At 59.8% G+C, this 13,072-nt stretch carries 13 protein-coding genes; 11 read left to right on the top strand and 2 right to left on the bottom strand.

What is annotated here, in order from left to right:
- Positions 1-9 precede the first annotated feature (9 nt).
- Positions 10-1,137 carry a DNA cytosine methyltransferase gene (locus ASD86_RS26190; protein ID WP_082578599.1) on the bottom strand — a complete coding sequence of 376 codons (1,128 nt, stop codon included), beginning with the start codon at positions 1,135-1,137 and terminating at the stop codon, positions 10-12.
- Between the two features lie 73 nt (positions 1,138-1,210).
- Between ASD86_RS26190 and ASD86_RS21445 the strand changes: the two genes are divergently transcribed.
- The 10 genes from ASD86_RS21445 (at position 1,211) to ASD86_RS21485 (ending at position 10,298) form a co-directional block, all read left to right on the top strand.
- A complete protein-coding gene (locus ASD86_RS21445; RefSeq protein WP_056116497.1) occupies positions 1,211-1,621 on the top strand; it encodes a very short patch repair endonuclease in 411 nt (136 codons plus the stop codon).
- 36 nt (positions 1,622-1,657) lie between these two features.
- The gene (locus ASD86_RS21450) at positions 1,658-2,011 is read left to right on the top strand and encodes a helix-turn-helix transcriptional regulator (protein ID WP_056115586.1); all 354 of its coding nucleotides are present in this window, start codon (positions 1,658-1,660) and stop codon (positions 2,009-2,011) included.
- Between the two features lie 103 nt (positions 2,012-2,114).
- Entirely contained in the window at positions 2,115-3,806 is a 1,692-nt protein-coding gene (locus tag ASD86_RS21455; RefSeq protein WP_056115588.1) for a hypothetical protein, read from the top strand.
- An 833-nt stretch (positions 3,807-4,639) separates the two neighbouring features.
- A complete protein-coding gene (locus ASD86_RS21460; protein WP_056115592.1) occupies positions 4,640-5,032 on the top strand; it encodes a DUF6869 domain-containing protein in 393 nt (130 codons plus the stop codon).
- Positions 5,033-5,098: 66 nt separating this feature from the next.
- Positions 5,099-5,941: a hypothetical protein gene (locus ASD86_RS21465; RefSeq protein WP_157476976.1), complete on the top strand. Its 843-nt coding sequence runs from the start codon at positions 5,099-5,101 to the stop codon at positions 5,939-5,941.
- A gap of 11 nt (positions 5,942-5,952) precedes the next feature.
- Complete coding sequence (locus ASD86_RS21470) at positions 5,953-7,755, top strand: XVIPCD domain-containing protein (protein WP_157476978.1); 1,803 nt, start codon at positions 5,953-5,955, stop codon at positions 7,753-7,755.
- Positions 7,756-7,800: 45 nt separating this feature from the next.
- Positions 7,801-7,947, top strand: coding sequence for a hypothetical protein (locus tag ASD86_RS27015; protein ID WP_157476980.1), 147 nt, complete (start codon positions 7,801-7,803; stop codon positions 7,945-7,947).
- Between the two features lie 56 nt (positions 7,948-8,003).
- Positions 8,004-8,696, top strand: a complete 693-nt coding sequence (locus ASD86_RS21475) for a phytanoyl-CoA dioxygenase family protein (RefSeq protein WP_056115600.1) — start codon at positions 8,004-8,006, stop codon at positions 8,694-8,696.
- Between the two features lie 169 nt (positions 8,697-8,865).
- The gene (locus ASD86_RS21480) at positions 8,866-9,360 is read left to right on the top strand and encodes a VOC family protein (RefSeq protein WP_056115603.1); all 495 of its coding nucleotides are present in this window, start codon (positions 8,866-8,868) and stop codon (positions 9,358-9,360) included.
- A gap of 365 nt (positions 9,361-9,725) precedes the next feature.
- Positions 9,726-10,298 (top strand): hypothetical protein, encoded by a 573-nt coding sequence (locus ASD86_RS21485; protein ID WP_157476982.1) that lies wholly within the window; start codon positions 9,726-9,728, stop codon positions 10,296-10,298.
- Positions 10,299-10,356: 58 nt separating this feature from the next.
- On the opposite strand, the gene ASD86_RS21490 is transcribed toward ASD86_RS21485, so the two are convergent.
- Entirely contained in the window at positions 10,357-11,886 is a 1,530-nt protein-coding gene (locus tag ASD86_RS21490) for an FAD-dependent monooxygenase (RefSeq protein WP_056115609.1), read from the bottom strand.
- Positions 11,887-12,685: 799 nt separating this feature from the next.
- Here ASD86_RS21490 and ASD86_RS21495 point away from each other — a divergent pair.
- Positions 12,686-13,066 carry a VOC family protein gene (locus ASD86_RS21495; RefSeq protein WP_056115612.1) on the top strand — a complete coding sequence of 127 codons (381 nt, stop codon included), beginning with the start codon at positions 12,686-12,688 and terminating at the stop codon, positions 13,064-13,066.
- Positions 13,067-13,072 lie beyond the last annotated feature (6 nt).

Here is a 13,072-nt window from a genome sequence, read left to right on the forward strand (position 1 = left end):
CCTTGCGAACTAGTTAATTTTCTTTGCAATCCGGGCTAGCAACTCTTCCGCGACGATTGGGCTCACACTATTCCCAATTTGCCTGAATGAGTGCCACTTTGTTGGGTTAAAAACAAACCAATCTGGAAAGCCCTGTAGACGAGCGGCTTCACGAGGAGATATCACTCTTGAAACTGTCGGATGAATAGGGCGAACAGCTTGATAGCTGCCTCGATCACTATTGGTTCCCGCCCGAAGCGTTGGGCAGAATCCGTCCAGTCTTAGTCGAGGGGACCTATAGATGCTATCTACTTGTCCCGGTTTTAGCTTTGAGAAACGTTCGATCGTCTCTGGCGCGTGCTCAGTACCCAAAAAACCAGATACCAACCGCTTTGATCGCAGCCGTGCCAGAGCCTCTGAATTACCGACACCGTCCGGTACTCCGTGCAGCGCCCGGTTCGCGAAGATACTGTCGGGCAACTCACCAATCTTGCGCCAGCTCTGGGCTTCGGTTTGCCAGTTGGAGCGGACGCTCGGAAGGCCCTTTAGAGCTGCAGCCACTGTCACGAATTCGGTGGTTTCATGTGGGGAGAAATAGTCTTCATTTATTGTCTCGACTCGATCTGGGTCGAATCCAATAAAGAAAATTCGCGTTCGGGTTGTTGGGGCTCCGTATCGATGGGCTTCTACGCGGATGGGGTTAAGTCGAATATATGATTTTGGCAGCTGCGACATGGCCTGGTCTACGAACTCTCGCGTCTTGTCCGACAAGATGCCAGGGACATTCTCGGCTACGTAGAAGGCGGGCATTGTTTCCGAAACCAATCTAAAGAAGTGACCGAACAGATCATTTCTCGGATCTGCCATTTTCCGTCTTCCGATCAGACTAAATCCTTGGCAAGGAGGGCCTCCAATGAGCCCTGATAGCTGCCGACTTTTTAGTCCTGCGACCTCAAGTAACTGAGCCCCTGAGAGTTGGGCGACATCTTGCTGAATATGTGCGGTAGTAGGGAAATTCTCCGCGTGCGACTTTGACGCGATGGGATCCAGCTCGGCGCAGGCCGCGACTCGAAAGCCTGCGCGTGCAGCACCAAGGCTGAGCCCTCCGACGCCGGAGAACAGGTCGATAACGTTTGGTGTTGAATCCGGCTTAGGCATACGTTGGATGATATGGCAAAACAACTGGTACCGTGGTGGCGAGACGCTGATTGGCGGGAGCTGCCTTGTCGTTATGGCTGACAGATTGTCCCCGGATGCGCGGAGCAGGCTAATGGCTCGAATCCGCTCACGCAACACAATTCCCGAGCTTCGTGTTCGATCAATTCTGCATCGATTGGGCTTTCGTTTTAGGTTGCACAAAAAAGACCTGCCAGGCACGCCTGACATTGTGCTTGTTAGCAGGCGTACCGTAATTTTTGTGCACGGCTGCTTCTGGCACGGGCACTCATGCAAAGTGGGGAAGATGCCGAAGTCGAGGATTGAGTACTGGGAGGCGAAGATTGAAACGAACAGACGCAGGGATGCGTTGAAACGAAAGCAGCTGCGCAAGCTCAACTGGAAGGTCTTAACGATCTGGGAGTGCGAGCTGAAGGCGGTGGATAAGCTAGAGCGCAAGCTGGACAAAAAAATACGTTTAACGTAATTTACGCTCCGGAGGTTTGAAGCCATCCTTATCAACATGGCCCAGACCGAAGTAGACGCCCGCTCCATCTTTGCTCAGCGCTTGAAGCAAGCCAGGGAGGATGCCGGGCTAACCCAAAAGGAGCTGGGCATGACCATAGGTCTACCGCAAGAAACCGCGGCCGTGCGGATCAACCGGTACGAGAAGGCGGTCCATGACGCCGATCTGGCGACCGCGCGCCGCATCGCCGAGGCCTTAGGCGTCCCGCTCGCCTTCCTCTACGCCGAAACCGACACCATGGCCGAGGCCATCCTGACCTTGGGCCTGTTGTCCAAACCCGAGCAGCGCAAGGCCGTGGCCGACCTCAAGGCTCGGCTAGCGCAAGCTAGCGCGCAGGATAAGAAGGCCTAATCTATCGGCTGGATGCGTGCTCGATGGCTTTGACGCTGGCGCATCCGAAGCGTTCGGCCTGCCTCACGCCGAACAACCGTCCATCTCTTAGTCCTACACCAACATGACTGATCCAGTGCACCTTCTTCAGGAGGCTGTCGAGCTTGAGCGGCATATCCTTAGCGGATATGAGAAGCCGTCCGAAGCATTAACGTTGGAAACTCTTCGTGCACTGGATTTCGCACATTGTCGTGAGCTTTTTCCAGAGTTCCAGTTGTCAGATAGCTCTGAATTGCAAATAGAGAGTGTCCGTCAGTGGTCGATCAATGCTGCCTTGAAGCGAGTTTTTCCCATAGAGCTGAGCGCGAGCGAACCCGAAATACCTCTCTCAACTGAGACGAGCGCGGAACATGTAGACGAATTCCTGCTTAGGATGGGATGGCTCTCAATGGCTGAACGGCAACTTTCGTTGCTGCGTTCGGGCGCGCTAAAAGGGGTGGTCGACGGCCGCAAAGTGCAAGGGATGACCCTGCTTGTTCTATCGATACAGGATCCCAGTGCGTATCGAGAGCAAGTGGGTTATGGCGGTCTCAAGTGGCTCAGTGACATGGTGGTTGCCGAGGATCGCCCCAAAGAAGAGATCTTGGAGCAGCGCTATATGCAATTGCTTCCTCGTTTGAAGGAGTATATTCGCAGTAGTGAGTCGCCTGATGAATTGCCGTTCGACGATGTCGATCAATACTTTCATGAGTGGGCTGTTCTATATCTACGAAGGATGTCATTTAGAGACATGCTCGCCGATGATGATTGTTTTGGCGGCCGTCAATTCGCTCAGTATGTAAGCGTACTTGAGGCGTTGTCCGCTATGTCACAGCAAAGGTTGTGCTATTCCGCGCTTATGTGTGCGAACGGGACAGGGACTAGCGTCCGGAACATTCTCACCGGCGGATCGAGCTACGACGATCTGGTCGAGTCAATAGCTAGTTTCCTTGACGCTGCGAAGCAAGAGGTCATTGAGATACTGGATCACTTGATGTTGAGCCCCGACAATGCCGAGACGCATTTGGGAGGAGACGTGTTGACTTTTGCTCCAGCCGTGAGGACGAGTAGCCAGTTGGTCTTGCTTCCTACATACGGTTTAGAACGTAATCCATTCACATTTCTTTGGACGGAGCTACGAAGGCGTTACGAAAAGGATTGGTTTGAAGCAGCCAATCGAAGGGAGGCTCGTTGGGTATCTGAGTTGCGGATGCAATTTCCTGCGCCTCGCTGGCGATGTCTGGATGGAGTCAAATTGAAGCGTGAGGGCAAGGTGCTCACCGACGTTGACTTCGCGGCGCACGACACACAATCATCAAGTGTGATTCTGTTTCAGCTTAAGTGGCAGCAGCCATTTTTGAGCGACAACAAGTTACGCCGCAACAATGCAAGCAATCTGGTACGAGACAGCAACAAATGGATTTCGGACATAGATAGCTGGGTGATGGAGTTCGGCATTGATGGGTTGAAAGAGCGTCTTTCAATAAAAACGGGTGACTTATCCGTGCACTTAGCCGTCCTGGGGCGCTATCACGCACACTTCACTCTAGAAGAAGAGCATGACGCGCGAGCTGTTTGGTGTGATTGGGGGAATTTTTTACGTCAACGTCGCCAGTATGCCGATGCATCGGCTAAGGAGTTCATTGACCGGCTTAGCGAGTCGATGGAACAGGCGGCAGCGGAGGTAATACCCGATTCGTTCTTTGTTCCAGTCGGCGAGGTCATGCTATTGATCAATCCTCAGAGAGTGACTCGTGCGGAAGACGGGGCAGGCTGAGGGTTGCACGGTCTTCTCGACGACGACCGTTGCTTTACGGATCAACCTTTACTAGAAGGCAGGCCATGACGCCGATCTGGCGATCGCGCGCCGCATAGCCGGGGCATTCTCGTCCCGCTCGCCTTCCTCTACGCCGAAACCAAGGGCGCGATAGTTCCAACCTGGGGCAAGCTGTCCAAACCCGAGCAGCGCAAGGCCGTGTCCGAGCTCAAGGCCCGACTGGCGCAAGCGTCTGCCAGCCGCGCGGGTTCGTAAGCCGGGCTCTGGCGTGCGCAGTGCCGGCGTTGCGTCGGACCGAACGGGCGTTTCTTCAGCCCGAAGCGCTCCGCCCAAGGCATGTTCGGGCCTGAGCGTGTTCCCGAACTCCATTGCGGAAAGCCATCGAGGCCTTCGAGAATCCCGCTGAGGGATTACGGAGAGTGAATTCGGAACTCGCGAGAGCGAAATACGCACTCCCGAAGGCCGGCGCCATACTCGCGAAAGCGAAATTCACTCTCCAGAAAGCCGATTTCACTTTCGCGAGTCCCAAATCCGTACTCCGGTAAGCCTCCGTCGCACTCGCGAGTCCGAAATTAGCTCTCGGTGGTCCCGCCGCGGCCTTCGCGAAGCCGAAAAAGCTTTAACGGAATGACTCGTCGGCTTTCCTGTAAGGCCTTTTCGCTTTCCGGAATGTATTTTTTGCTCATCGATATGCCTTGGTGGCACACCGGGCCCGCGTCGCGGTCTTCCGCTGACAGGTTCATCCATCGGGCGCGGCAAACCCTGACCCACCCGCGACGGCAGGCATCGGCCCGTTTCGCACGGCGGGCCTGATAAGAAACAAGAGAAACGCCATGTGGTTTAAGCAAGCAAAGACGCTCGATGGATGGGTGGATGCCTACCTCGAGGCGAACGAGGTCCCGGTCGAGCAGCGGGATGTGAACGGCCCGCACTGGTGGCCGATCGAGCGCGCGATGGTGACTTCCCGGCAAGTCAGCCCGGACACCCTTTGGGAGTTCATTCTGGCGGTGCTGGCAAGGAACCCGCCCGAGCACACGTTCTATTGTCTGGCGGCAGGGCCGCTGGAAGAACTTATCGGATACTACGGTGCCGATTTCATTGATCGCATCGAGTCGATAGCTCGCGACGATGAAGCCTTCCGCGAACTGTTACACGGCGTTTGGAAGCCGCCTGGGGTCAGTGCGGAAGTGTGGCGGCGCGTTGAACTGGCCAGAGACATCATGTGAAGTCAGCGGTAACGCCGTTCGCGCCGTATCGACCTGGTGTGCGGGCAAGCGGATCCGAATCAGACGATGACGAGCGTCAACGAAATCTTCGTGTGTGCGTGCCAAAGAAAGTCACATGTTTTCACCATCATGCCTCTTCAGTTGGGCGATCGAACGCATAAATTCCACAGCGGTCGTTGTTCATCGCATGACGGCTCGCTTATGCTCAATGCATCCTCTCACTATGCGGTGCAAGCAATGCGCAACTTTCAGTTTCGCTGTGTTGCCGCAACTATCCGGCCGTATGCAGTCGCAGCCGCGCTGATCGCCTTCAATGTCAGTGCCTGCGCTCACAGCCCGACATCGCGGCGCAACGCCGCTACTACCCAGCAGGCCCATGACATGACCTCGTCCGAGCCCTACAGAATCAGCGCGGCCAGCGAGCATCCCGATTTGACGCCAGGAGAGGTCGCGCGGCGGATGCTCAGGTTGGCGGAAGCGCTGCAGTCGATGGATGAGCTGAACGTCGAGGATGTGAAAGAGCGCACTGGCTTGCCGCTCAAGTACGCGCCGCTGGGCAAGGTGCATGCCTTCGCCGTGAAGCTGCCGGAATCTGGTTGGAGCTACGGAGTTACCTACGAGCAGGACGGGTCCTACAAAGCGGTCGAGCTTGCCTATCGCCATCCGGATACCAATGAGGCGTCGATGTCACCGGTATGCGAGGTCGACTTCGCGGCGGCATCCAAAGCGCTGAAAGACGCGGGCTACAGCAGCAAAATGGAAGCCGACGAAATAGGGCAGTCATCGGAATACCTCTTTCAACGCGCCCGCGTGACAGTACGGGTGGTGCCCGCCGCTGAGTTCGCGCCGATCAACGGAAAACCCGCCCGTTCCTGCATCCAGCAACTGATGATCTCTTCGACGGATTGAATATGGCAAGGATGAACAAGCAGCTGGATGCTGCCGTCGACGCGTTTGCGAGTTCGGCGGGTGTGACTGACGCTCATGTTGAACGCCTGCGCGAGACGCTGGTCTCGGACGACAAGTTGCTGGAAAGGATGAACAAAGCTGCCAGACAGGAACAACTGACGTCATTCGCGGTTTCAGCCAGGCCGGACAGCTTGGTGGGAGACATCGACATTCGTAGCGGCGTTATCGGACTTCCGCTTAATGCGTTGGCGCAATCTGAAGGCGCCTCGAAAGGCCGGTTGGATGCGGCGCTAAGAATTCAGGAAATGTCGCTGCGTTTCGGAAATGCCACTTACAAAGACGAAGCCGGCGTTACTGTTGCGGTATCGCAGGAGATGGTGAGCAACCTTCAGACGGCGATCAATGCATCTCCCGTGCTGGCTGATCGCATCGGGGCCGCGATAAGCGCCGAGCCAAAACCACATCTGAAGAGCTTCGGGATTCTGCCCCATGGACAGGGCGCTGGGGCCGCTTACGATGGCGAAGAGAAGACAATGCTGATTCCGGCTTATCGACTGCAGAACAAGTCGTCGGCCAATAGCTCGGGATTCGATGTCGCGCCGATGGTTTTTACGCTGGCGCATGAGACGCAGCATGGCTTTAATCATGGCAGCAAGCGTGAGGCATGGGCCGCCTTCGACGCCGAGATCAAGCAGATCGCGCGCGACAAAGATCCCATCAACGACTACACGCAGCCCATTGGGAAGTTTCTTCAGGCATCGCGGGAGGACGAGGCGCGAGCCGAGATTGCGGGCTGGAACGCGGTCGTGAGCATGAAGCGTCAGGCCAACGGTGAAGTCGGCCTTGAAGATATGGGCCGAACGAGCGGAATTCGCTCGCATATGCTATTGCAGCGAGACGACGCAACGCAGCAGTTAGTCGGAAAATCCGGTTTAACGTTCAATGCGGATTCGACCATAGAACCAACGCCGGGCAACGTTGAGGCCATGGGTAAGAACTACTTCGACCGCAAGCCCAAAGCGGATGGAGTCGAGTCGGCCGAAACGGCCACGCTTGGGCCGCACAATGAATCCGACTACCAGAACTACTACGGGAGGAACGCAATAGAGCGGGTAATCCAGTTCGATCGCGCGTATGCGCATTCGGTGGGAGGCGTCCAACCGAAGATGCACATCGATATGGGCAGGCTGCGCTTGAGCGAGCGGCTGATGGAACGGCTGGGGCTGGAAATAAGCCCGCACCCTGAACGTCCCCATGCGTACTACGACACCAGCCAATCACCGCCAGCGCTTCATCATTTCGAGCACACCAAGACCGGCTCCAGATTGAATCAACATGTTCCTATCGAATCGAGCGCTTTGGGCGACCCGCCAGGCCCGATAGGCAATAGTCGGTTGTCGCCGATCCAACAGGATCATCCGGATCACGGCCTGTACTCCCAGATCGCGACCCAGGTTCGACAACAGGATCAACAGCACGGCCGCCAATGGGACGAAACCAGCGAGCGTATGACCGCAAGCCTGTTGGTTCTGGCGAAAGAAAATGGCCTGTCGCGGGTGGATCACGTGGTCTTCAGCGCCAGGAACGAAAAAGTCGCCGCGGGCGAGCACGTATTCGTCGTCCAAGGGCGGCTCGACGACCCGGCGAATTTGCGGGCGCATATGAAAACGGACGAGGCCGTTCGAGCGCCGGAGGCGGTTTCGTTCGAAAAGATAGAGGCGATCAACGAGCGTATCGCCCGGCAAACGGCTCAGGCGCAGGCACTCGGGCAGATGCCGGAGGAGCCAACCAAGGCGCCGGGTATGGGGCGATGACGACACCGCACTAGCAAGAGGGTCAAGTCCTGCAATTGGGCGACAGTGCTTCGCTGGGGACAGGATGAGCGCGGGCTGGCCGTGGTGGTGATCGCCGAACAGACGGTGCTGCCTGGCTGTGTGGCCGTGGATTGGGCGTATCTGCTGCGCGGCTGCATGATCGAGGTCGCCGCGTTTGGACTGATCCATTAGGATGCCGAAGCATTGGTGCAGGACGAAGGCCTCGTATTTCTCGCTCGGGCAACCCGATGAAGCCAGATCAAGCCGAACTCTTCGCCGCGCAAGGTTTCTTGCGGTTGGATGCGTTCCATCCGAAGAGACGGATGGCGGCGATCAGGCAGAAGGTGCTCGATGAGGTGAAGCGGCTGTCGGCGCGGACGAGCCCGATGAAGTCGTTGCGGCAACTGCCGTTCTTTCAGCAGATCGGAAAGCTGTCGGCGCTGGTGGATGTTCCGGGATTGCACGACGCGTTGGCGACGCCGGAGCTCATCGAACTGATGGCCCGATTGGGCGATCGGGCGTTGACGCCCAGCCGGGGCACCCAGTTGCTGCTGTCGCCGCCTAGCCAGGGCGAGTGGACTTTGAAGGGTCTGAACTGGCATGTGGATGTAACCGCCGATCCGCCGCAGCGGCTGCCCGGCATTCAAGCGTTCTTTCTGATCGACGATGTGTCGCCGCGCGGCGGCGCGACGCTCGCGCTGGCGGGGTCGCATTGGGGCGATGCGATGGGGGATGGGTCCGCTTCCGCGCTGCGCAGGCTGTTGAAGACGTCGGATGATCTGGAGCGCGATCTTCGCGGATCGGGCGTGTCGATCGTCGAAATGTCAGGTCGCGCGGGTGACATTTGTCTGATGGACATGCGGCTTTTGCACACGCCGTCGATCAATACGACCAGGCATCTGCGAATGATGGCGACATGCCGTTGTTTTCCGCGCGCTTGATGCTATTTTTTCCCGGCACTCGCCGGGGTCCCGTTCAAAGATGTGATCGGGCATGCGGCGGCGCCATGAGACGATCGCGCATGCGCTTCGTGGCAGGCAGGGCATCGATGCTTGCCAGTGCTCCGCGCGACTTGAATGCACGTATCCACCTGAAACCGGGAGAACGGCCATGGTCAACAAGAACGCGATCAGCAAGAACACGATTTGTCTGTGGTACGACGGCACCGCGCTGGACGCGGCAACGTTCTACGCGAAGACGTTTCCGGACAGCGCGGTCGGCGCGGTGCATCACGCGCCCGGCGATTATCCCGATGGCAAGCAGGGCGACGTGTTGACGGTCGAGTTCACGGTGATGGGCATTCCGTGTCTGGGTTTGAACGGCGGGCCTGCGTTCAAGCACACCGAGGCGTTCTCGTTTCAGGTCGCCACCGACGATCAGGCCGAAACCGATCGTTTGTGGGATGCGATCGTCGGCAACGGCGGCAAGGAAAGCGAGTGCGGCTGGTGCAAGGACAAGTGGGGGCTGTCGTGGCAGATCACGCCGCGCGTGCTGACCGATGCGTTCACCAACCCTGATCCGAAGGTCGCCAAGCGCGCGTTCGACGCGATGATGAAGATGCAGAAGATCGATATCGCCACGATCGAGGCCGCGGTACGCGGCTGATCGGAGCGCGCGACGGCGGTGTGCGAGGCCGCGATTGAAGTAGCGGTTTCGCGCCGGCATCGGCGGTAACTCGGATTCAACGAACCACGGGATGCGGCCTGGGCCGCGTCCCGGTGGTCCGCGACGCGCTCGTGCTGCCTGCGCCGCAACTCCGTTCCCCGCGCCTTGCGTGGCGGGCGCCGCCGCTCGAATCGCGGCTGTCTTGACCCTGTCATGCCCGTGGCATCGAATCCGCGCAACGGCTCAAGCGCCGGGAGACGAGCATGGCTCCGTTCCGTATTCCAGTCTCAGGCCGGGTTCCGGCTGTTTCGCGCGCATTTGCCCGATATTTGACCTGGCTTGTGTTCTTTCTGGCGGCGTGCCCGGTGTTCGCGAGTGAACAGACTGCGCAGTGGCGGGTGGTCAGCGACAAGGACGGCATCCGGCTGGAGGCGCGGCGCATTCCCGGCGAGCGTTTCGATGAGCTTCGCGTCACCACGTCGCTGAAAGCCTCGCCGAAGACGGTCGCCGACTATCTGCTCGGCAAGTATCTCGACGAGAAGAACAAAAACATCAGCCGGACGTTCATTCAACGCGGGCCGGACATGGCGCTGTGGTCCGACGTGCTCAGCACCTCGGTCGCCAGCGATCGTTGTTACTCGATGCGCTTCGAGCGGCACGCGCTGGCCAACGGAGCGATGCGGGTGACGTTCGTATCGCTCGACTATGCCGGCCGGAAACCGATGCCCGACTGCATCGCCTTGCGCGCGCGCGGCGAGTGGACGATGACGCCGACCGGTGACGGTACGCGCCTGAGCTACGCCTCGTTGACCGACATCGGCGGCAGCGCGCCGGCGTTCCTGGTGCATCGTTCGCTTGCTTCGGCCGCCGTCTCCAGCGTGCGCAAGGTGGTCGCGGGTTCGTCGGGCCTGGCGCTGCCGCGGGGCATCGGCGACTGAGCGGCGGCGATACGAATCCGCATTCGGATCGAGGACCTCCGCGGATCGGGACCGATCGTCAGCCTGAGGGTTCGCCGAACCATCGGGTCGCGGCCTGAGCGGCCCGCTCATGATCGCTCGCGTCCTCGCTCGCCCAGGCGACGAAACCATCCGGACGCACCAGCACGGCGCTTATACCGAGCTGATCTTTGACGTCGCTGGCGACATACGCGATGCGATCGCTCCAGCGCAGCGCGAGCGCACGCAACCGCGCGTCGGCGTCGAAGTCCAGCAGCAGGCCCTTGCCGTTGCGCAGCAGTTCGCCGAGCCGGGTTCCATCGGCCAGTTCGAAGTCCGGCGCGCTGCGCCCCACCAGCGGGTGACTGTCGCCCAGGTCGTAGCGAAGGCCGACGCCCCACACGCGTTCGGCGAAATAGGTGGCGCCGTCGCGGGTGTCGATGAGGTCGCGGATGATGGCTTCGAGCGCGCGCGAACTCGGGCTGGGCCGCATCAATGCGACCTGGGCGCGCGACCAGTCGAGCACCTGCGCGCCGACCGGATGGCGTTCGCTGAAATAACTGTCGAGCAGGCCGGCCGGCGCGTCGCCGCGAATGGTAGCGGCGAGCTTCCATCCCAGGTTCATCGCATCGCCGAGACCGAGGTTGAGCCCCTGGCCGCCCAGCGGCGAATGGATGTGCGCGGCGTCGCCGGCGAGCAACACGCGTCCGTTGCGATACGCCGTCGCCTGATAGGTGCGGTCGGTCCAGGTCGTGGCGAGTTGCAGCGCGGTCACGGTGACGTCGGTGCCGGAGATGTGGCGCAACACCGTCTGCACCTGATCGAGCGTGACCGGTTGGGTTCGATGGAACGCGCCGCCGTCGAAAGAGGCCATCGCGATGGTCCCGGGTTGCGCCTGGAAATACATGCCGGTCGGCGTGTAGTGGCGGCCCAGGTTGAGCTTTTCGGGATCGGCGATCTCGACGCGGACCGAATAGCCGGTGAACTCGGGATCGGTGCCGACGAACTCGAACCCGCCGGCCTTTCGCACCAAGCTGCGGCCGCCGTCGCAACCAACGAGCCAGCGGCCGCGAAACGTTTCGCCGCCGGCGCGAATGCTCACTTCATCGGCCGACTGATCGAATGCTTCGACGCGCAGCCCGCGCTTGATCTCGACGCCTATCGCGATTGCGCGCGCGGCGAGGACGGACTCGATGCGCTCCATCTCGGCCCCGGTGGCGGCATCGGCGGGGCTGGGCAGGCGATACGGCCACTTCGCGGTATCGATCTTGGCGATGTCGAAAGGAATGCCGGCGAAATGGCCGAACTGGCGTCGTGGTTTTTGCGCCGCTGGCCCGGTTGCGGGGGCGCTGTTGCTCGAGTCGTCCTTCGCGCGTTGCGGCGCCTCGATGTCGTTCAACAAGCCGCGGCGGTAGAAGGCTTCGAGCGTGAGTGTCGAAAGCCCGCGCATGCCGAACGGAAGCCGTTTCAAGGGAGCTCGCGGATCTTCGGCCTGCTCGATGACCAATACCGACAGGCCGGCGAGGCGAAGTTCGCAGGCGAGGAATAGGCCGACGGGGCCGGCTCCGGCGATCACGACGTCGTAGATCAAGGGGCAGTCCTCGCGCGGGTGGCGGGTGCGTTGCGGGGCGAATGCGGTGTTGCATTGCTGATGATGGGGCGATTGGGGCGCCTGTTGCTTGGGTAGTTTAGTGGTGGTTTGGGAGGTGGAAGGATGCCGAATCGGCTTTTTGGTGATGGTGCGCGATGAGGCGCTAGATGCGGGTTGTGTGTTGGTTTCGACGGTTGGGGCTTGGGTGGTGGGACGCTGCGATTTGGAACTAAAAGCGAATCCCCCCTTCCCCCCTTTTCCAAAGGGGGGAACAGCAACAGCAACGGAATCATTGCCCCTTTTAAAAAGGGGGCTGGCGCTTGCGTTGATTGCTTCATACAGCTGCGCCGGGGGATTTGCTCCACCCGCTCAGGAAATCACCAAATCAAACCACTCCTACCCGCCCAAGCAGGTTGAGGGGTGGGCGCGGCCATGCCGGCGGTGCCGCGCGATGGCGGCTTGCTTCGGTCCTTGATGAGTTCATCGTGGGAGTCGGGTGGTGCTTGCTTCAATGCATCCTTCAAATTAGGCCACGCTCCGGCGTCTCGTTTGGTCAGCGCCATGCGTCGCATAAGCGACGGGCCGGCCAAGCAGCGACATCAAAACCGCTGCATAACGCTCCCTCTCCCGCTGGCGGGAGAGGGCCGGGGTGAGGGAGCCGCGTCGCAATCACGAAGATGCAGGCACGAGGTCGCGCCAATCGCCGATCCCCCGCAAGCCCATCAAGCGCAACAGCGAAGCGCTATCCACAACCGCTTCTCGTCTATGCTCTAAACCCACATCGACCCAAGGCGCCGGCATGCTTCACCACATCTCTCTTGGCGTCCGCGATCTGCAAGCGGCCGGCGCGTTCTACGACGGCGCCCTGGGCGCGTTGGGTTACCGCCGCGTGTTCGACGGCGAGGCGTCGATCGGCTACGGCCTCGTGGATGGTCAAGACATCTTGTTGCTGAATCTTTGCGCCGACGCGACCGCTCCCGGAGACGGTTTCCATCTCGCGTTTGCCGCGCCGTCGCGCGCGAGCGTCGATGCGTTTCACCGCAACGGTCTGGCCGCCGGCGGCCGCGACAACGGCGCGCCGGGGCTTCGACCCGATTATGGTGATGCCTACTACGCGGCGTTCCTCGTCGACCCGGATGGCCACCGCGTCGAAGCGGTGATCAACCGGGCGGCCGAGTAACGGGCG

The sequence above is a fragment of the Lysobacter sp. Root690 genome (assembly GCF_001427785.1).
Classification (GTDB): domain Bacteria; phylum Pseudomonadota; class Gammaproteobacteria; order Xanthomonadales; family Xanthomonadaceae; genus Lysobacter.

Coding starts and splice junctions, on each gene's coding strand:
- ASD86_RS21455 (WP_056115588.1), top strand. CDS start 2,115: ATGACTGATCCAGTGCACCTTCTTCAGGAGGCTGTCGAGCTTGAGCGG.
- ASD86_RS21450 (WP_056115586.1), top strand. CDS start 1,658: ATGGCCCAGACCGAAGTAGACGCCCGCTCCATCTTTGCTCAGCGCTTG.
- ASD86_RS21470 (WP_157476978.1), top strand. CDS start 5,953: ATGAACAAGCAGCTGGATGCTGCCGTCGACGCGTTTGCGAGTTCGGCG.
- ASD86_RS21475 (WP_056115600.1), top strand. CDS start 8,004: ATGAAGCCAGATCAAGCCGAACTCTTCGCCGCGCAAGGTTTCTTGCGG.
- ASD86_RS21480 (WP_056115603.1), top strand. CDS start 8,866: ATGGTCAACAAGAACGCGATCAGCAAGAACACGATTTGTCTGTGGTAC.
- ASD86_RS21460 (WP_056115592.1), top strand. CDS start 4,640: ATGTGGTTTAAGCAAGCAAAGACGCTCGATGGATGGGTGGATGCCTAC.
- ASD86_RS21495 (WP_056115612.1), top strand. CDS start 12,686: ATGCTTCACCACATCTCTCTTGGCGTCCGCGATCTGCAAGCGGCCGGC.
- ASD86_RS21445 (WP_056116497.1), top strand. CDS start 1,211: ATGGCTGACAGATTGTCCCCGGATGCGCGGAGCAGGCTAATGGCTCGA.
- ASD86_RS26190 (WP_082578599.1), bottom strand. CDS start 1,137: ATGCCTAAGCCGGATTCAACACCAAACGTTATCGACCTGTTCTCCGGC.
- ASD86_RS21465 (WP_157476976.1), top strand. CDS start 5,099: ATGACGAGCGTCAACGAAATCTTCGTGTGTGCGTGCCAAAGAAAGTCA.